Raw genomic sequence first — 18404 nt, forward strand, 5'->3', positions numbered from 1 at the left:
TTTAGTGGGCGATCACCCCGGCCGAGTCGTCCTCGACGCCCGGCTTGTGACCCTTGAGCTCCGAAGCCTCATCCCATTCGATGCGCTCCGGTATGCGCACAAGCGCATGCTGAAGAACCTGATCCATCATGGAGACCGGCACGATTTCCAGACCGTTCTTCACGCTGGCCGGGATGTCCGCCAGATCCTTGGCGTTCTCCTCCGGGATCAGCACCTTCTTCATGCCGCCGCGGAGAGCCGCCAGGAGCTTCTCCTTCAGGCCGCCGATCGGAAGCACCCTGCCCCGCAACGTCACCTCGCCCGTCATGGCGATATCGCGGCGAACCGGGATGCCGGTGATGACGGAGACGATAGCGGTCGCCATGGCGATGCCGGCCGATGGGCCGTCCTTGGGCGTCGCGCCTTCCGGCACGTGCACGTGGATGTCCCGACGGTCGAACAGGGGCGGCTCGACGCCGAAATCGAGAGCGCGGGAGCGGACGTAGGACGCCGCAGCCGAGATCGATTCCTTCATGACGTCACGCAGGTTGCCCGTGACGGTCATCTTGCCCTTGCCCGGCATCATGATGCCTTCGATGGTCAAAAGCTCGCCGCCGACCTCCGTCCAGGCCAGGCCCGTGACGGCGCCGACCATATCCTCAGTCTCGGCCTCGCCGTAGCGATAGCGCGGCGGTCCCAGGAACTCGGGCAGGTTGTCGGTCGTAACCTCGACGGCCTTGACCTTGGAGATCAGGATCTCCTTCACGGCCTTGCGGATGAGGTTGGCGAGCTCGCGCTCCAGGTTACGCACACCCGCCTCGCGGGTGTAGCGGCGGATCAGCATGAGCAGAGCCTCATCGCCGATCTTCCACTCCTTCTGCGCCAGACCGTGCTTCTGCATGGCCGAGGGGATCAGGTGGGTGCGGGCGATCTCGGCCTTTTCCTCCTCGGTGTAACCCGCGATGCGGATCACTTCCATACGGTCGAGGAGCGGGGCCGGGATGTTGAGCGTGTTGGCCGTCGTCACGAACATCACGTTGGAGAGGTCGTAATCGACTTCCAGGTAATGGTCGTTGAAGGTCGAGTTCTGCTCAGGGTCGAGAACCTCGAGCAGGGCCGCCGACGGGTCGCCGCGGAAGTCCATGCCCATCTTGTCGATTTCATCGAGCAGGATGAGAGGGTTGGACGTCTTGGCCTTGCGCATCGACTGGATGATCTTGCCGGGCATCGAGCCGATATAGGTCCGACGGTGACCGCGGATCTCCGACTCGTCACGGACGCCGCCGAGCGACATGCGCACGAATTCGCGGCCCGTGGCCTTGGCGATCGACTTGCCGAGCGAGGTCTTACCCACGCCGGGAGGACCGACGAGGCAGAGGATCGGGCCCGTGAGCTTGTTGGCGCGCTGCTGCACGGCCAAATACTCGACGATGCGCTCCTTGACCTTGTCGAGACCGTAGTGATCCGAATCGAGCAGATCCTGGGCGGCCTTGAGGTCCTTCTTCATCTTCGAGCGGCGGTTCCACGGAATGCCGAGCAGCCAGTCGAGATAGTTGCGCACGACGGTGGCTTCCGCCGACATGGGCGACATCTGGCGGAGCTTCTTCAGCTCACCCAGCGCCTTTTCACGGGCTTCCTTCGTGAACTTGGTCTTCTCGATCTTCTCTTCGAGCTCGGCCAGCTCGTCACGACCTTCGTCGTCGCCGAGCTCCTTCTGGATCGCCTTCATCTGCTCGTTGAGGTAGTACTCGCGCTGCGTCTTCTCCATCTGGCGCTTGACGCGGGTACGGATCCGCTTCTCGACCTGGAGAACGGAGATCTCGCTCTCCATCAGGCCGAGCACCTTTTCGAGGCGCTGGGCGACGGTAGCGGTTTCGAGAATCGCCTGCTTGTCGGCGATCTTGATGGCGAGATGCGAAGCGATCGTGTCGGCGAGCTTTGCGGGCTCGTCGATCTGGGTCACGGCGGTCACGACCTCCGGCGACACCTTCTTGTTGAGCTTCACGTAGTTTTCGAACTCGGACACGACGGAGCGGGCAAGAGCCTCGGCCTCCACCTGATCACCGAGTGCATCCGGAAGCGCTTCGGCTTCGGCCTCGTAATATTCATCCGTGCGGGTATAGGCATTCACCTGGGCGCGGCTCGCGCCTTCGACCAGCACCTTCACGGTGCCGTCGGGCAGCTTCAGCAGTTGCAGGACGTTGGCCAGGGTGCCGACTTTGTAGATCGCATCCGTTGACGGATCGTCATCTGTCGCATCGATCTGGGTGGCCAGAAGAATGTGACGGTCCCCCTTAACCACTTCCTCAAGCGCGCGGATCGACTTTTCACGGCCGACGAAGAGCGGCACGATCATATGTGGAAAGACAACAATGTCGCGCAGAGGCAGAACCGCATAGGTTCCGGTCGAGCCTGGAACGACAGGCTGACGTGGCTTCGATTGTGTCATGAGACGGTATCCTTTTGACTGCGTCCGGCGATCCCCTCGGATGAGCTGGATGTCAGACGAATAACCGGAATGCTCAGGCTCTTGTTATGGGCTGCATCCGGTACCCCGGGCTCTCCCTCGCAACATGAGCGAACAGCACCGGCGCAAGAGATAATGTGGCGTTGTGGGCTTACTGTTTCAAGAAGATTGCCCACAACACATCGGTTCATGAAGGGAGCCCCCTGGCTGCCCCTTAGGCGCTGGCGCTTGCCGCCTGATCGTTGCGCTCGCCATGGATGAAGAGCGGCTTGGCCTTGCCCTCGACCACCTCGGGACCGATCACCACCTGCTCGACGGAATCGAGACCCGGCAGGTCGTACATGGTCTCCAGCAGGATGCCTTCCATGATCGAACGTAGACCGCGGGCACCCGTCTTCCGCTCGATCGCCTTGCGGGCGATCATGGAGAGGGCCTCGTCCTGGAAGGTCAGGTTTACGTTCTCCATCTCGAAGAGACGCTGATACTGCTTCACCAGGGCATTCTTGGGCTCCTGCAGGATCTTCTTGAGGGCGTCCTCGTCGAGATCCTCGAGCGTCGCCAGAACCGGCAGACGGCCGACGAACTCGGGGATGAGGCCGAACTTCAGCAGATCCTCAGGCTCGACGGCGCGGAAGATCTCGCCCGTGCGGCGGTCGTCGGGGGACTGGACCGTCGCACCGAAGCCGATGGACGTACCCTTGCCGCGGCCGGAAATGATCCGCTCAAGCCCGGCGAAGGCGCCACCGCAGATGAACAGGATGTTCGTGGTGTCGACCTGCAGGAATTCCTGCTGCGGGTGCTTGCGGCCGCCCTGGGGAGGCACGGAGGCAACGGTGCCTTCCATGATCTTCAGGAGAGCCTGCTGCACGCCCTCGCCCGACACGTCGCGGGTGATGGACGGGTTGTCGGACTTGCGGGAGATCTTGTCGATCTCGTCGATATAGACGATGCCGCGCTGTGCCCGCTCGACATTGTAGTCGGAGGCCTGGAGCAGCTTGAGGATAATGTTCTCCACATCCTCGCCGACATAGCCCGCCTCGGTCAGGGTCGTCGCATCCGCCATGGTGAAGGGCACGTCCAGGATCCGGGCCAGGGTCTGCGCGAGCAGGGTCTTGCCCGAGCCGGTGGGCCCGATCAGCAGGATGTTCGACTTGGCCAGTTCGACGTCGTTGTGCTTCGTCGCATGGGCGAGGCGCTTGTAATGGTTGTGGACCGCCACCGAGAGCACCTTCTTGGCGTGCTCCTGGCCGATCACGTAGTCATCCAGAACGCGGCTGATTTCCTTCGGGGTCGGAACCCCGTCGCGGGACTTCACGAGAGACGATTTCGACTCCTCGCGGATGATGTCCATGCACAGCTCGACGCATTCATCGCAGATGAAAACCGTCGGGCCAGCGATCAGCTTGCGAACCTCATGCTGGCTCTTGCCGCAGAAGGAGCAGTACAGCGTACTCTTGGAGTCGTTGCCGCCAGCCTTGGTCATTATCACATCTCCAATCCGTGCCGGGACAGCTCCTGCCGACCCAACACTCTTAAGTTATAGGCGACGGACCTAATAAAATGTTCCGTCGCTAAGAGTTGAACGCCCAAATCGCCCTGTCTCCCGAATCCACATGCAATCACGCGGAGGCCGCGCGATCAATAGAAACGGGGTTACCCGGCAAAAAGACGCACCCGGTGGAATATTGTCCCCAGGTTTTAAGGGTTACGCCGGGGTGGCGGCCGGCTCGGGACGCTTCTCGATCACCTGGTCGATGAGGCCGAACTCCCTGGCCGCCTCGGCGGTCATGAAGTTGTCGCGCTCCAGCGCCCGATCGATCTCTTCGTAGTTACGGCCCGTATGGCCGACATAGATCTCGTTCAGACGGCGCTTGAGGGCCTCGCTCTCGCGGGCATGAATCATGATGTCCGTGACCTGGCCCTGATAGCCGCCGGAGGGCTGGTGGACCATGATGCGGGCGTTCGGGAGGGCAAAGCGCATTCCCTTCTCGCCGGCGGTCAGCAGAAGGGAGCCCATGGAGGCGGCCTGGCCAACGCAGAGGGTCGAGACCGGGCAGCGGATGAACTGCATCGTGTCGTAGATCGACAGGCCCGAGGTCACGACGCCGCCGGGCGAGTTGATATAGAAGGAGATTTCCTTCTTGGGGTTCTCGGCCTCGAGGAACAGAAGCTGTGCCACGATCAGCGAGGCCGAATAATCTTCGACAGGACCCGTGAGGAAGATAATCCGTTCGCGCAGGAGGCGCGAATAGATGTCGAATGCGCGCTCGCCGCGGTTCGACTGCTCAACCACCATCGGGACGAGCGTATTGTTAAAGAGCGCTACCGGATCTCTCATTGTCTCACTGCTCCAATTCGGCCGCGCGGGTGCGCGGCCGTGCAATTCATGCAAGCAGCGAGACGCTTAAAGGAGCGTTACTCGCCCTTGCCGGCTTTCTCTCCGTCCTCGTCCTCATCGCTGAAGAGCGCATCCTTGGAGACGGTCTCCTCATCCACCTTCACCTGGGACAGGATCTGGTCGACGACCTTCTCCTCGAACAGAGGAGCCCGGATTTCAGCGAGGGCCTGTGGGTTCTTCTGGTAGAACTCCCAAACCTGCCGCTCCTGGCCGGGGTACTGACGGACCCGTTCGATGAGGGCCTGAGTCACCTCATCGTCGGAGATCTTGATATCGGTCTTCTCGCCGATCTGTGCAAGGACCAAGCCGAGGCGAACACGACGCTCGGCGATCTTCCGGTACTCGGCCTTGGCCTCGTCTTCCGTGGTGCTCTCGTCCTCGAAGGTGCGGTTGTTCGACTTCATGTCGCCGACGACCTGCGACCACACGGCAGCGAACTCCTGCTCGACCAGGGTCGGAGGCAGCTCGAAGCTGTACTTGGCGTCGAGGAATCAAGGAGATCCTTCTTCACCTTGCGGCGGGACTGGGCGTCGAAATCGCGCTTGATGGCATCGCGAATCGCGTCCTTGAGCTTGTCCAGAGAGTCCATGCCGAAGCCCTTGGCCATCTCGTCGTCGATCTTCAGCTCGCCCGGAGCCTCGATTTCCTTCACGGTCACGTCGAACTCGGCATCCTTGCCGGCCAGATGGGCCGCCATGTAGTTCACCGGGAAGGTGACCTTCACGAGCTTGGTGTCGCCGGCCTTGAGGCCGAGGAGTTGGTCCTCGAAACCGGGGATGAAGGTGTTGGAGCCGAGCTCGACCCGGATGTCCTCGCCATTGCCGCCCTCGAACTCGGTGCCGTCGATACGGCCCACGAAATCCACGACCACCCGGTCGCCATCGACCGCAGCGCCTTCCTTCGGCTCGAAGGAGCGGTTCTGCTTGGCCATCCGCTCGAGCGATTCGGTGATCTCGGCATCGGTGACATCGGCCACCGGCTTCTTGACCGTCACGTCGGAGAGATCGGCAAGCTCGAAGACCGGCAGGACCTCGAGAGCGACGGTGAACGCCAGGTCGCCCTTGGCCTCCATGGCCTTCTCGACCTCTTCCTGGCTCTCGGGGAACTGGATCTGCGGCTCGTGGGCGAGCTTCAGATTGTTGTCCTCGACGATCTTGCGGTTGGCCTCGTTGACGGCATTCTGCAGCACGTCCGCCATGACGGAGCGACCATAGACCTTACGCAGATGTCCCACCGGCACCTTGCCGGGGCGGAATCCGTTGATCCGCACGCGATCCTTGAGGGTCGACAATTCGCTGTTCAGGCGCTCTTCCAACTCGGTGGCCGGGAGCACGACCTTGAACTCTCGCTTCAAGCCTTGGGACAGTGTTTCCGTCACCTGCATGGTTTTATTCGCCTTCATCCACTCGAAAAATTTCTGTCAGGCTCCGGCCGATGCGGCGTCATGCCGTCAACCAGGCCACTCGGAGCCTCCGGATAACCAACCCTGGCGGGATTGGTGCGGGCGGAGGGACTCGAACCCCCACAACTTTCGTCGCTGGAACCTAAATCCAGTGCGTCTACCAATTCCGCCACGCCCGCGCGGGAGCGGCGCGCGGGCGCACCCCTCTTCCGGGACGCGGCTCTATAGCATGGTTGACGAAGCGTGCATCAAAAAAGTTCGTGTGCGGCCAAATGGCAACCAATCTTGGCCGTTCACGTTCAACGCTGTACCGATGCCAGCATCTGCAAGCCTTGAGACGAGCCTGCCCTCATGATCACCCGCCGCGCCGTCACCGCCGGTCTCGCCACGACCCTGGTCGCCCTCTCCCGCGAGTCACGGGCCCAGATCCCGGACGGCCCCGAACAGGTCCTGACGGCAAAGCTTACGCCGAAGAAGCTCCGCCCGGATGCGGTCGCTGAGGCAGACATTTGGACTTTCAATGGGAGCCTGAGCTCCGCTCTGCGCATCAAGCACGGATCGGAACTCCGCCTGAAGCTGCAGAACGAGACCGCCCTGCCCCTGTCACTTCATTTCCAGGGCGTGCGAGGTCCGAATGCCATGGATGGGGTCGGTGGCCTGACCCAGGAGCCGGCTGCCCCCGGAAAAAGCCATGAGTACCGCTTCACTCCGCCCGATGCCGGCACCTTCCTGATCCGCCCCTGTGTTCTTGGCGGCAGCGCCGAGCCCGCGGAACGCGGCCTTTCGGGCTTCCTGATCGTGGAGGAGCCACATTCGCCGCAGGTCGATCAGGACCTCGCCCTGCTCGTCGACGACTGGCGCCTGAACGATGACGGGTCTCTCGCTCCCTTCGAGAAGCCAACGGAAGCCGCCCCCGCCGGGCGGCTTGGAAGCTGGCTCAGCGTCAACGGCAACGGGGCGCCGCAGCGGATCGAGGCGCTCCCTGGCGGGCGCCTGCGCCTGCGCCTCGCCAATGCCTGCAACGCCCGGACCATGCGCCTGCGCTTCGATGGCCTGAAAGCCTACGTCATCGCCATCGACGGCCAGCCGACAAGCACGTTCGAGCCACTCAAAGCCTCCCTGCCTTTCGCGCCCGGCACCCGCTACGACCTGCTGGTCGACCTCGCCCCCGAGGCGGGAACGGCCGGTGCCGTCATGGCCCTGATCGGAGACGGGATGCCGCTCGTCGAGATCATGACCGCTGGGGACAAGGGACCTGAACTGCCCGCCATCACCCCGCTGCCGCCCAATCCGAAGCTGCCCGAGGCCATCAAGCTTCAGAGCGCCACCCGCAAGGACGTGACAATCAAGGGAGATCCAAAGGCTCCCAATGGTTCCTGGACGATCAACGGCGCGGCGGGAAGCCCCTCGGGTCCACCCCTGGTCAAGGTGAAGCGGGGCGCCCCGGTGGTGCTGGCGCTCACGAACCAGACGGCCTTCGTCCAGCCCATGCACCTGCACGGCCATTCCTTCCGGTTGCTGCATCCCCTCGATGACGGTTGGGAGCCGTACTTCCTCGATACCGTGCAGGTGCCGGAGAACAAGACGATTCGGATCGCCTTCGTGGCCGACAATCCCGGCAAGTGGCTGATCGCCTCGACCGTCCTGGAACGGTTCGACGCGGGTCTGTGGACCTGGATCGAGGTTACTTGAGCAAGCTGCGCAGTACTCCTGGCACCAGTTCCGCCAAGTCCTCGGCGATCAGCCCCGGACCGAAGCTCGCTCCGGCCTCGGCGTGGATCCAGGTCCCGGCACAAGCCGCCTCGAAGGCAGATACATTCTGCGCCATCAATCCTGCAATGAGGCCGCAGAGCGTATCCCCCGAGCCGGCGGTCGCAAGGTACGGCGTGCCGTTCTCGTTGATGGCCGCCCTGCCATCGGGAGCGGCGATCACGGTGTCCGCCCCCTTCAGCAGCACCACGGCTCCGGTATAGGCGGCGGCACGGCGGGCCTTTTCGATTTTTGATTCCGGATCAAGCATGTCCGGGTGGCCTTTGAACAAGCGGTTGAACTCGCCATCATGGGGCGTGAGCACCGTCGGGGCGTGACGGAACGCCCCGTGGAACTCCGACGCCAAGCCTTCGAAGGAGGTCAGCGCATCGGCATCCAGGACGAGGCTCCGCCTCGCCTGGACGGCGACGGCGACCATGGCGCGTGTGCCCGCATGGACGCCTAGAGCCGGCCCGAGGACGAGGGCGTTGAGGCGCGCATCCTGAAGAATGGTGTGTAGCCCCTCGGGGCCGTCGCAGCCCTTAAGCATGATGGCGGTCAGGTGGGCGGCATTGACCCCGATCGCCTCCGGTGGCGAAGCCACCGTGACGAGGCCGGAGCCGATCCTGAGGGCCGCCCGAGCCGCCAGCCGCGCCGCGCCCGTCCGGGTCGCGCCGCCCGACGCGACGAGAGTGTGGCCGCGCTCATACTTATGGGAGGAGAGCCCCGGCTTCGGCAGCGCATGCAGCCAGAGAGCGAGGTTGTTGGCAAAGAGGCTCCCGCCCTTGGCTGCGAGAATCTCCCGTCCGATCCCGATATCCGCCACCTCGACGGGCCCGCTGAAGGCCCGTCCCGGCATCAGGAGGTGGCAAGGCTTGCGGGCGGCAAAGGTGACCGTGCAGGCAGCTTTCACCGCAATGCCCCGCGCCTCGCCGGTGTCGCCGTCGATGCCGGAGGGAAGGTCCACGGCCAGAATCGGGCGTTCCGAACCGTTCATGCGATCGACGGCATGCCGCGCCGCGCCATCGAGATTGCGGGACAAACCGGTGCCGAAGAGCGCATCGATGATGAGGTCTGCTTCCTGGAAAGGAGCATCCTCGGCTGGGCCGACCTCTCCCTTCCAGTCCCGCGCCGCTTCCGCTGCATCTCCCGTCAGGCGGTTCAAAGTCCCCAGGAAGCCGAGGCTCACCCGGTAGCCCCGTTCAACCAGAATGGCGGCTGCGACGAAGCCGTCGCCCCCGTTTTGCCCAGGCCCGGCGACAATGACGATCCGGGCTCCTCTGGAGACTAATTTTTCGGCAGAATCGGCGACGGCGCGCCCCGCCCGTCTCATGAGTTCGATGCCGGGAGTGCCCCTCCTGATGGCCTCCAGGTCGGCTTGCCTCATCTCGGATGGGGTCAGAACGAGTTCAGGGGCTGTCATGGGAGCAAAATGGGCCCGTTTTCGAGGATTTGGCGACGATTTTCGCAACTGCACAAACTTTGATCATAATATGCCTCTCAAGTCGGCAAAATGGGCTGCTTTGAATCGACGAACGCATGGAAGGCCCTTCTGGCTGGTGCTAAAAGCGGCAAAACCTCGAACGAAACGGTTGACCGGGATGAAGAAGATCGAAGCCATCATCAAGCCCTTCAAGCTCGATGAAGTCAAAGAAGCTCTCCAGGAAGTTGGCCTCCAGGGCATTACCGTGATCGAGGCGAAAGGTTTCGGCCGACAGAAAGGCCATACTGAGCTCTATCGCGGTGCGGAATACGTCGTGGACTTCCTGCCGAAGGTGAAGCTCGAAATCGTCCTGAATGACGAGATGGCCGAGAGCGCCATCGAGGCCATTCGCAAAGCCGCTCAGACCGGGCGCATCGGCGACGGCAAGATTTTCGTTTCGACGGTCGAAGAGGCCGTTCGCATCCGCACGGGCGAGACTGGATCCGACGCGATCTAAGCTCGCTTTCCCAAGCCGAGGCCTTTCGGGCCAAGGACAATCTCTAAGGGCAGAAGAGGACCAGACGATCATGCAGACCGCCAAGGATGTGCTCAAGGCGATCAAAGATAACGACGTCCAATACGTCGACTTCCGTTTCACCGACCCGCGCGGCAAGTGGCAGCATGTGACCTTCGACGTCTCGATGGTCGACGAGGACATGTTCGCCGACGGCATCATGTTCGACGGCTCGTCCATCGCCGGCTGGAAGGCGATCAACGAATCCGACATGACCCTCATGCCCGATCCGACGACGGCCCAGATGGACCCGTTCTTCTCGGCGTCCACCATGACGATCAACTGCGACATTCTCGAGCCGGCGACCGGCGAGCCCTATAACCGCGACCCGCGCGGCATCGCCAAGAAAGCCGAGGCCTATCTGCAGTCCACGGGAATCGCCGACACGGTCTATGTCGGCCCCGAGGCCGAGTTCTTCGTGTTCGACGACGTGAAGTTCATGGCCGACCCCTACAACACCGGCTTCAAGCTCGATTCCTCCGAGCTGCCCACCAACGGCGACACGTCTTACGAGGGCGGCAACCTCGGTCACCGCATCCCGACCAAGGGCGGCTACTTCCCGGTTCCGCCGCTGGATTCGGCTCAGGACATGCGCGGCGAGATGCTGGCTGCCATGAAGGCCATGGGCGTGACGGTCGAGAAGCACCACCACGAGGTGGCTTCCGCCCAGCATGAGCTCGGCACGAAGTTCAACACCCTCGTGCGCACTGCCGACGAGATGCAGATCTACAAGTACTGCATCCACAATGTCGCCCAGTCCTACGGCAAGACCGCTACGTTCATGCCGAAGCCGGTCTATGGCGATAACGGCTCGGGCATGCACGTGCACCAGTCGCTGTGGAAGGGCGGCAAGCCGCTCTTCGCCGGCAACAAGTATGCCGACCTGTCCCAGGAATGCCTGTGGTACATCGGCGGCATCATCAAGCACGCCAAGGCCCTGAACGCCTTCACCAACCCGTCGACGAACTCCTACAAGCGTCTCGTCCCAGGCTACGAGGCTCCGGTGCTGCTGGCCTACTCGGCCCGTAACCGCTCGGCCTCCTGCCGTATTCCGTGGACGACCTCGCCGAAGGCCAAGCGCGTCGAGGTTCGCTTCCCCGATCCGACCGCCAACCCGTACCTCGCCTTCGCGGCGATGCTGATGGCCGGTCTCGACGGCATCATCAACAAGATCGATCCCGGCCAGGCGATGGACAAGGATCTCTACGATCTTCCTCCGCGCGAGCTGAAGAAGATCCCGACCGTCTGCGGCTCGCTCCGCGAAGCTCTCGCCAGCCTCGACAAGGACCGCGCGTTCCTCAAGGCCGGCGGCGTCTTCAACGACGACTTCATCGACAGCTACATCGAGCTGAAGATGGCGGAGGTCGCTCGCTTCGAGATGACGCCGCACCCGGTCGAGTTCCAGATGTACTACTCCGTCTAACGGGAACAGACTTTCCTCCCGGTCGCTTCAACGGCGGCCTTCCTTCGCCGGAGCTCATCGAGCTCCGGCTTTTTTGTTGTCTGCGTCGGAGCAGGTCACAAGGCTTCGCTTTCCACGCAAAGTCAGGCCGGGAGAGTTCGCGACGCGCATTCCGATGAGGGAGCCTCGATGTATTTAGGACTGATCATCCCGACCACGGGGCTCCTGCCCTTGGCTTCCTGATCGGAAATGATTGGTGTTCTGGGCCGTGGGAGTTCGGCTCATGCTCGCCGGGCCGTTGCCAGATCTTCAATCCAGCCCTCACGGCCGAAGCGATCTTCAAACTTACCGATCCGGATGCGCGCAAGATCGTCATGGAGCTGCGCTTCGGCAATATCTCGATTGCGCTGCTGGCACTTCTCTCAACTTACTGGACCGATTCGATAATGCCTGCCGCGATTGTCGGCGCGGTTTTCTACGGTCTCACAGGCCTGCAGCACCGGCGCAACAGGGAGCGGACAGGCCTGGTGGAGAACATCGCCACGGCGTCCGACCTCTTTATCGCGTCCATCGCAATCTTTTATCTGGTCGCCATGTTGAGATGCCTCGGCTCAACAGCGAGCCTTCCGGCAATGGGTTCAGATTACGCGAACCCTTTCACCTTGAGCGAAATTCACCCGGCTTGAAAGCGCTTGAGTTCCCACGAGCCGGAGAGGGTTTCTTGCGCTTCGAAAATTCCCGCAGAGCCGATACTGTCTATTATCCGTGATGCGAGGCATCTTCACAGTGCAAAACGAAAAAGGCCCGGGTGTTGACCCGGGCCTTGTCTGTCTCCGAGGAGACGGATCTTAGTAGGTGCCGAAGCGGAAGTTCAGGCCGGCGCGAACCACACCGAACTCGGCGTCGCTGTCGATGCCCAGGAAGTTGTCGTCCTGGTCGAGGTTGACGTACAGGCCTTCGACCTTGGCCGACAGGTTGTTGGTGAAGGCGTACTCGAGACCACCACCGACGGTCCAGCCCGTGGCGTCGTCCGCGAAGGCGAAACCACCGGTGGCGTAGATCAGGGCGCGGTCGAAGGCCACACCGGCGCGAGCACGCACGGTGCCGAACCAGTCGCTGTTGTTGAAGTCGTCGTCAGCGATGCCGTCGCGATCGAAGTCGAAGCGGTCGTCGCCACCGAAGTCGGCGTACTGGATGTCGCCTTCGAGACCGACCACGAACGAGCCGATCTGGTAGTTGTAGCCAGCCTGAGCGCCGCCGACGAAGCCGCCTTCGTCGTCGAGGTCAAAGCGCACGCCGCCGACCGTGATGCTGTCATTGGCGTTCCAGCCGTAGCCGGCGTTCACACCGACGTAGAAGCCCGTCCAGGTGAAGACCGGAACAGCGGCAATGATCGGAGCCGGAGCGCGGCGGGAGGGAAGGTCAGCAGCCATGGCGCCAGAGGCGAGGCCGAGCAGAGCAACCGAGGAGAGGAGGATCTTTTTCATTTGTCTTCGTCCGTCTGTTAGAAGGATGTGATGCAGCTTGTAGCCTAGACTTGACCAAGCGTCTGTCACTTTCCTGCCACAGTTAAGGCGAGAAGCGCAGCTTTTCGCGTCCGCAACCGAAGATGGGCGGATCCTACTCCCGCACCGCGGGAGCGACAGCCCTCTCTTCCACGATCCTGAACTCGCGATATGCCTATCATTTCAAGAAGTTATTCGCGCCTCTGGACGAGTGCCCGGCGCCTGCCGGGACCGGTAACCAATCATTGACCATGTTTCTCGGGAGCTTCGCAAGCAGTGAGCAGATCGATGGTTAATTCTGGCCCAGCCACAATTGCAGGGCCTGGGTTACCCGTTCCGGCTGCTCGAGAGTCGACATGTGTCCGGCCTCGGGAACGACGACCAGGGAAGCCCATTCGATCATCTCGGCCGTCTCCCGGGCAATTTCCGGCGGTGTGATGGCATCGCTCTCCCCGACCAGCACCAGCGTCGGGATCTCGGTTCCCGGAAGCAAAGGGCGTGAGTCGGCGCGCGCCATGATCGCCCGCTGCTGCCGGATATAGGCCTCGGCACCGGTTGCCCGCATCATTCCGAACATAATATCCTGGAGAGCCTGGTCGTCCCGACGATCGGGATGGACGAGACGCGGCCAGAGCGCGGAATGGATCTCTTCGAAGCGGCCCGCTTCCGCCAGTGCAATCAGCCGCTTGCGGTCCTGGCTCGCCTCCGTGGTGTCGGGACGCGCGCTCGTGTCGAGCAAGGCAAGCCGCTCCACCCGTTCCGGCGCCTGCCGCATGACCTCCATGGCAATGTATCCGCCCATGGAGAGCCCCGCGAGGTCAAACCTGCCAGGCGCTTCGCGCAGAAGCCGCGCGGCGATGGCGGCAATCAGAATCATCCTGGGTATGATCCGCGACGACGATGGTGCGTCCTGCTGACAGGGCGGCGATCTGGGGCTCGAAAAGCCGCGCGGTGCAAGCCAATCCGGGAATCAGAACAAGTGTTTCAGCCATTCAATCCGTCCTTTGTCGTCTCTCGGCAAGTTTCCCTGGATTGACAAGCGCATAGCTTGTCCTATGGTCCCGCCACTCCTCAACTTGAGCAAGAGCCTCAGGTGAAACCAGTCTCGCGCCTGTTTGTTGCCGTAGAGCGCGGCCGGCACTTTAGAGCGCGCCTAGCCCTCAACGGTAATTAGCATTCATGTCGTTCGCCGAACTCGGACTTAGCGATAAAGTTCAACAGGCCGTCGCTGCCGCTGGATACACGGAGCCGACGCCGATCCAGGCCCAGGCCATTCCTCATGTCCTCTCACGCCGCGACGTGCTGGGCATCGCCCAGACCGGCACGGGCAAGACGGCGGCCTTCACGCTCCCGATGCTGACCCTGCTCGAATCCGGCCGGGCCCGTGCGCGCATGCCCCGCACACTGATTCTCGAGCCGACCCGCGAGCTGGCGGCTCAGGTCGAGGACAACTTCGACAAGTATGGGATCAACCATCGCCTTTCCGTCGCCCTGCTGATCGGCGGCATGTCCTTCGGAGATCAGGATGCCAAGATCACCCGGGGCGTCGACGTGCTGATCGCGACCCCCGGCCGCCTGCTCGACCATTTCGAGCGGGGGAAGCTCCTGCTCACCGGTGTCGAGCTGCTCGTGATCGACGAGGCGGACCGGATGCTCGACATGGGCTTCATTCCGGACATCGAGCGCATCGTGAAGCTCGTGCCCTTCACTCGCCAGACTCTGTTCTTCTCCGCGACCATGCCGCCGGAGATCCAGCGCCTGGCCGACGCCTTCCTTCACAATCCGGTGAAGGTGGAGGTCGCCCGCGCCGCTTCGACCGCTTCGACGATCACGCAGCGCCTCGTGGCGACAGGCCGCGAGGATTACGAGAAGCGCGAGACCCTGCGGGAGCTGATCCGGAACGCCACGGATCTCCAGAACGCCATCGTCTTCTGCAACCGCAAGCGCGACGTGGCCGTGCTCCACCGCTCCCTGCAGAACCACGGCTTTGCAGCGGTCGCTCTTCACGGCGACATGGACCAGCATGCCCGCATGGCGGCGCTCGATAGCTTCCGTACGGGAGAGATGCCCATCCTGGTGGCCAGCGACGTGGCGGCCCGCGGCCTGGACATTCCGGCCGTCAGCCATGTGTTCAATTACGATATTCCGCACCACGCCGAGGATTACGTGCACCGGATCGGCCGCACAGGCCGGGCGGGACGTTCGGGTCAGTCCTTCACACTCGTGAGCCCGGGCGAGGAGAAATCTCTGGCTGCCATTGAAAAGCTGATCGGCCAGCCGGTCGAGTGGCAGGGCCCGACTCTGGCCGAGCGTCCGCAATCAGAAGGCTCCTCCCGCCGTCGCAGCGGCCGGGGCGACGAGCGCTCGCGCGGGCGCAAGGTCAAGGTTCGGTCGTCGGACCGGAGCCGCGGACGTACGGAGGAGCCGCGGGAAGTGGCTCCTGTCGCACGCGCGGCCCAGCCTCCGCGCGAGGAGCGCCAGCCTCCGCGCGAGGAGCAACAGAGCCGCAGGCCCCGGCAAGAGCGCAATGAGCGTTCGTCGGACCGTGGCTATCAGGGACGCTCGCGTCGGGACGAGGACACGGATGAGCCGGTGATCGGTCTCGGCGATCACGTGCCGGCCTTCCTCATGCGACCTGTGACGGCCAAGAAGGCTAAGTAACGGGCTCGGACGCCTTTGTCCGAGCGCGCCGGCGCGGCGCGCCCTTGCCGCCTTTTCGCGGTTGGGCGGATTTCGCCCTCCGGGCTGCCGCCAGAGCCATGTTTGCAAGCTCGGCCGCCTCGTCGGGATCGTCGAGGGCCGATTCGGGCATGAGCCAATAGCTCATGACGCTTTTGCGGCGATCACGCGTCTCATAGGCGAAAGGGCGCGAGCCCAGGTCGCGGAAGAACCCGATGCTCTCGTCGTCGACCTTGAGGTAAAGCTCGTCGGAAGCGACCAAGGCGAACATCAGTTCGCCCTGGTAAACGCCCTGCCCGCCGAACATCCGGCGGATCTGAACGGGGCCGAGACCACGGAAGATATCACGAAGATCCTCGGCATCCACGGCTTAACCGGCCGATTGGAGTGCGCCAGGGGTAGCGGGCGTGATCGCCACCGATTCGCCGCAGCCGCAGGCCGAGGTCTGGTTGGGATTGTTGAAGACGAACTGGGACGACATCTTGGTCGTCTGGAAATCCATTTCCGTGCCGAGCAGGAACAACACGGCCTTGGGGTCGATGAGGACGGTCACGCCCTTGTCCTCGATCACCTCGTCGAGCGGACTGACGCTTTCCGCATATTCCATGGTGTAGGACATTCCAGCGCAGCCGCCGTTCTTGACGCCAACGCGGACGCCGACGATGGGACGGTCCGCCTTGCCGATGATGTCCTTGACGCGGTTCGCCGCCGCGTCGGTCACGGTGACGACCTTGAATCCGGGTAGTGCCATAAGCCTTCTCTCCTGACAGCCGGGTTCAAGGCCCGGGCAGAACGAGTTCGTTTCTCTATAGATAAGAGGTGAAAGGGCAAACGTCGAGACCGTTCCTGGTTGCCGCAACGGCCGAGGTCGACCATATCGGGAATATCCCGCCCCGAAATAACCTATCTAAAGGAGAGCAGATGCCGCATCACACGCCGCTGATATCAACCATTGTCGTCGGCTTGGTTCTGGCATTTGCTCTCGGCGCTGTCGCACATCGGTTCCGCCTTTCCCCGCTCATCGGCTACCTGCTGGCCGGCGTCCTCGCCGGGCCCTTCACCCCCGGCTATGTGGCGGATCAGGGGCTCGCCAACCAACTCGCCGAGATCGGCGTGATCCTGCTGATGTTCGGCGTCGGCCTCCATTTCTCGCTGAAGGATCTCCTCTCCGTTAAGGCCATCGCGATTCCCGGCGCGATGGTCCAGATCGCCAGCGCCACGGCACTCGGCATGGGGCTTGCCTGGCTGATGGGCTGGAGCATCGGCGGCGGCCTCGTCTTCGGCCTGGCGCTCTCCGTCGCCAGTACGGTCGTGCTGCTGCGGGCTCTCCAGGAACGCCGGCTCGTCGAAACCGAGCGCGGCCATATCGCCGTCGGATGGCTGATCGTCGAGGATCTGGCCATGGTCCTGACGCTGGTGCTGCTGCCCGCCTTCGCGGAGGCCACGTCCAGCGCCTCTGCCGATATCGAATCCATCGTGATCTCCCTCGGCATCACGCTCGGCAAGGTTGTTGCCTTCGTGGCGATCATGCTGATCGTCGGACGCCGGGTCATTCCATGGATTCTGCATTACGTCGCCCATACCGGCTCCCGTGAGCTTTTCCGCTTGGCGGTGCTCGCCATAGCTCTAGGCGCTGCCTTCGGGGCGGCGGAGCTGTTCGGTGTTTCCTTCGCCCTTGGCGCCTTCTTCGCCGGCATGGTCTTGAGCGAGTCCGAACTCAGCCATCAGGCGGCCTCCGAAACCCTGCCCTTGCGCGACGCCTTCGCGGTGCTGTTCTTCGTCTCGGTCGGCATGCTGTTCGACCCGATGATCCTGATCAATGAGTTCGGCCCGGTCCTTGCGACCTTCCTGATCATCGTCGTCGGGAAGTCGCTCGCCGCCTTCGCCATCGTCCGGCTCTTCCGCCACCCGAACTCCACGGCCCTCACGATCGCGGCGAGTCTGGCCCAGATCGGCGAGTTCTCCTTCATCCTCGCCGGCCTCGGCGTCGACCTTCAGCTTCTGCCGGAACAGGGCCGCGACCTGATCCTCGCGGGCGCCATCCTGTCGATCCTCGTCAATCCCTTCCTGTTCACCCTGCTGGACCGTTGGTTCATGAGACGGGAAACCGCGAAGGCCGAGGCCATCGCGGCCGAGAAAGAAGCGGCTGCCGCTGAGAAAGCGGCAGCCGCCGCCGCACGGGAGCCTCTTCCGGTCACGCCTCTGACCGATCACGTGATCCTCGTGGGACATGGCCGGGTCGGCAAGTTCATCAGCCGCAAGCTGGTTTCTTCAGGAACGCCGTTCCTGGTTATCGAAATGGACAAGAATCAGGTGTCCGATCTCCACATGGACGACCATTCGATCATTATCGGCAATGCCGCCGATCCGGAGATCGCCGCTGCCGCCAACGTCAAGGCAGCCCGGTGTCTCCTGGTCGCCATCCCGGACGCGTTCGAAAGCGGTCAGGTGGTGGAACAGGCCCGCGGGATCAGCCCGAACCTTCCGATCATCGTGCGCGTGCATTCCTCAGCGCAGGAAGAGCATGTCGAGAAGTACGGCGCGACGAAGGTCGTGATGGGAGAGCAGGAAATCGCCCGGGCGATGTTCGCCTCCGTGCCGGATGCCCCTCGCGATCCCGTGCTGTCCTCCGTCGCGGAGGCGGGCGAGATCGCTGACGATGATCAGGATGGGAGTGGATCGGAGCACGACTGTACTGAAGAGCCATCAACGCACGGGCTCCGGTCTGAAACCCGTTCCGATCAAACGGGCGCAAGCGCGCCGGAACAAGGGACATTGCACCAGCCTGCGAGCGAGCCAGGGCGCTGAGACGGGTCCCCTTCCGTT

Annotated in this window: 14 protein-coding genes, 1 tRNA gene and 1 pseudogene; 6 read left to right on the forward strand and 10 right to left on the reverse strand. The window is 62.9% G+C overall.

What is annotated here, in order from left to right:
• Window position 1: 1 nt before the first annotated feature.
• From lon to ACD578_RS10705, 5 genes and pseudogenes are all read right to left on the reverse strand, one after another.
• Window positions 2-2428, reverse strand: a complete 2427-nt coding sequence (gene lon / locus ACD578_RS10685) for an endopeptidase La (protein WP_152716196.1) — start codon at window positions 2426-2428, stop codon at window positions 2-4.
• Window positions 2429-2660: 232 nt separating this feature from the next.
• A complete protein-coding gene (clpX, locus tag ACD578_RS10690; protein WP_152716194.1) occupies window positions 2661-3929 on the reverse strand; it encodes an ATP-dependent Clp protease ATP-binding subunit ClpX in 1269 nt (422 codons plus the stop codon).
• A gap of 222 nt (window positions 3930-4151) precedes the next feature.
• Window positions 4152-4784 carry an ATP-dependent Clp protease proteolytic subunit gene (locus ACD578_RS10695; RefSeq protein ID WP_152716192.1) on the reverse strand — a complete coding sequence of 211 codons (633 nt, stop codon included), beginning with the start codon at window positions 4782-4784 and terminating at the stop codon, window positions 4152-4154.
• A 77-nt stretch (window positions 4785-4861) separates the two neighbouring features.
• Window positions 4862-6228, reverse strand: a pseudogene (gene tig, locus ACD578_RS10700) (trigger factor).
• A gap of 112 nt (window positions 6229-6340) precedes the next feature.
• Window positions 6341-6425: transfer RNA gene (locus ACD578_RS10705), tRNA-Leu, on the reverse strand.
• A gap of 172 nt (window positions 6426-6597) precedes the next feature.
• Here ACD578_RS10705 and ACD578_RS10710 point away from each other — a divergent pair.
• Complete coding sequence (locus ACD578_RS10710; protein ID WP_404292912.1) at window positions 6598-7938, forward strand: multicopper oxidase family protein; 1341 nt, start codon at window positions 6598-6600, stop codon at window positions 7936-7938.
• Here ACD578_RS10710 and ACD578_RS10715 read toward each other — a convergent pair.
• Entirely contained in the window at window positions 7931-9418 is a 1488-nt protein-coding gene (locus tag ACD578_RS10715; protein WP_404292914.1) for an NAD(P)H-hydrate dehydratase, read from the reverse strand. The two genes, ACD578_RS10710 and ACD578_RS10715, sit on opposite strands and share 8 nt — an antisense overlap.
• 178 nt (window positions 9419-9596) lie before the next feature.
• Between ACD578_RS10715 and ACD578_RS10720 the strand changes: the two genes are divergently transcribed.
• The 3 genes from ACD578_RS10720 to ACD578_RS10730 all read left to right on the forward strand — a co-directional run bounded on the left by ACD578_RS10720 (window position 9597) and on the right by ACD578_RS10730 (window position 12080).
• Window positions 9597-9935 (forward strand): P-II family nitrogen regulator, encoded by a 339-nt coding sequence (locus ACD578_RS10720; RefSeq protein WP_036360409.1) that lies wholly within the window; start codon window positions 9597-9599, stop codon window positions 9933-9935.
• A gap of 70 nt (window positions 9936-10005) precedes the next feature.
• Entirely contained in the window at window positions 10006-11415 is a 1410-nt protein-coding gene (glnA, locus tag ACD578_RS10725) for a type I glutamate--ammonia ligase (protein ID WP_404292916.1), read from the forward strand.
• A 353-nt stretch (window positions 11416-11768) separates the two neighbouring features.
• Window positions 11769-12080: a hypothetical protein gene (locus ACD578_RS10730; protein WP_404292918.1), complete on the forward strand. Its 312-nt coding sequence runs from the start codon at window positions 11769-11771 to the stop codon at window positions 12078-12080.
• Between the two features lie 162 nt (window positions 12081-12242).
• On the opposite strand, the gene ACD578_RS10735 is transcribed toward ACD578_RS10730, so the two are convergent.
• On the reverse strand, window positions 12243-12881 hold the full coding sequence (locus tag ACD578_RS10735) for an outer membrane protein (protein ID WP_152712385.1): 639 nt from the start codon (window positions 12879-12881) through the stop codon (window positions 12243-12245).
• Between the two features lie 310 nt (window positions 12882-13191).
• Window positions 13192-13776, reverse strand: coding sequence for an alpha/beta fold hydrolase (locus ACD578_RS10740; protein WP_404292920.1), 585 nt, complete (start codon window positions 13774-13776; stop codon window positions 13192-13194).
• 302 nt (window positions 13777-14078) lie between these two features.
• Between ACD578_RS10740 and ACD578_RS10745 the strand changes: the two genes are divergently transcribed.
• Window positions 14079-15560 carry a DEAD/DEAH box helicase gene (locus tag ACD578_RS10745; RefSeq protein ID WP_404292922.1) on the forward strand — a complete coding sequence of 494 codons (1482 nt, stop codon included), beginning with the start codon at window positions 14079-14081 and terminating at the stop codon, window positions 15558-15560.
• On the opposite strand, the gene ACD578_RS10750 is transcribed toward ACD578_RS10745, so the two are convergent.
• Both ACD578_RS10750 and ACD578_RS10755 read right to left on the reverse strand, forming a co-directional pair.
• Window positions 15553-15945, reverse strand: coding sequence for a TfoX/Sxy family protein (locus ACD578_RS10750; RefSeq protein ID WP_404292924.1), 393 nt, complete (start codon window positions 15943-15945; stop codon window positions 15553-15555). The two genes, ACD578_RS10745 and ACD578_RS10750, sit on opposite strands and share 8 nt — an antisense overlap.
• Window positions 15946-15948: 3 nt before the next feature.
• Entirely contained in the window at window positions 15949-16329 is a 381-nt protein-coding gene (locus ACD578_RS10755; RefSeq protein WP_404292926.1) for a HesB/IscA family protein, read from the reverse strand.
• Window positions 16330-16499: 170 nt separating this feature from the next.
• Between ACD578_RS10755 and ybaL the strand changes: the two genes are divergently transcribed.
• Window positions 16500-18386, forward strand: coding sequence for a YbaL family putative K(+) efflux transporter (gene ybaL / locus ACD578_RS10760; protein ID WP_404292928.1), 1887 nt, complete (start codon window positions 16500-16502; stop codon window positions 18384-18386).
• Window positions 18387-18404 lie beyond the last annotated feature (18 nt).

Source organism: Microvirga sp. RSM25, from assembly GCF_044784385.1.
Taxonomy (GTDB): Bacteria; Pseudomonadota; Alphaproteobacteria; order Rhizobiales; family Beijerinckiaceae; genus Microvirga; species Microvirga tunisiensis.

Coding starts and splice junctions, on each gene's coding strand:
- ACD578_RS10720 (WP_036360409.1), top strand. CDS start 9,597: ATGAAGAAGATCGAAGCCATCATCAAGCCCTTCAAGCTCGATGAAGTC.
- ybaL (WP_404292928.1), top strand. CDS start 16,500: ATGCCGCATCACACGCCGCTGATATCAACCATTGTCGTCGGCTTGGTT.
- clpX (WP_152716194.1), bottom strand. CDS start 3,929: ATGACCAAGGCTGGCGGCAACGACTCCAAGAGTACGCTGTACTGCTCC.
- ACD578_RS10740 (WP_404292920.1), bottom strand. CDS start 13,776: ATGATTCTGATTGCCGCCATCGCCGCGCGGCTTCTGCGCGAAGCGCCT.
- ACD578_RS10755 (WP_404292926.1), bottom strand. CDS start 16,329: ATGGCACTACCCGGATTCAAGGTCGTCACCGTGACCGACGCGGCGGCG.
- ACD578_RS10735 (WP_152712385.1), bottom strand. CDS start 12,881: ATGAAAAAGATCCTCCTCTCCTCGGTTGCTCTGCTCGGCCTCGCCTCT.
- ACD578_RS10710 (WP_404292912.1), top strand. CDS start 6,598: ATGATCACCCGCCGCGCCGTCACCGCCGGTCTCGCCACGACCCTGGTC.
- glnA (WP_404292916.1), top strand. CDS start 10,006: ATGCAGACCGCCAAGGATGTGCTCAAGGCGATCAAAGATAACGACGTC.
- ACD578_RS10745 (WP_404292922.1), top strand. CDS start 14,079: ATGTCGTTCGCCGAACTCGGACTTAGCGATAAAGTTCAACAGGCCGTC.
- ACD578_RS10730 (WP_404292918.1), top strand. CDS start 11,769: ATGGAGCTGCGCTTCGGCAATATCTCGATTGCGCTGCTGGCACTTCTC.
- ACD578_RS10715 (WP_404292914.1), bottom strand. CDS start 9,418: ATGACAGCCCCTGAACTCGTTCTGACCCCATCCGAGATGAGGCAAGCC.
- lon (WP_152716196.1), bottom strand. CDS start 2,428: ATGACACAATCGAAGCCACGTCAGCCTGTCGTTCCAGGCTCGACCGGA.
- ACD578_RS10695 (WP_152716192.1), bottom strand. CDS start 4,784: ATGAGAGATCCGGTAGCGCTCTTTAACAATACGCTCGTCCCGATGGTG.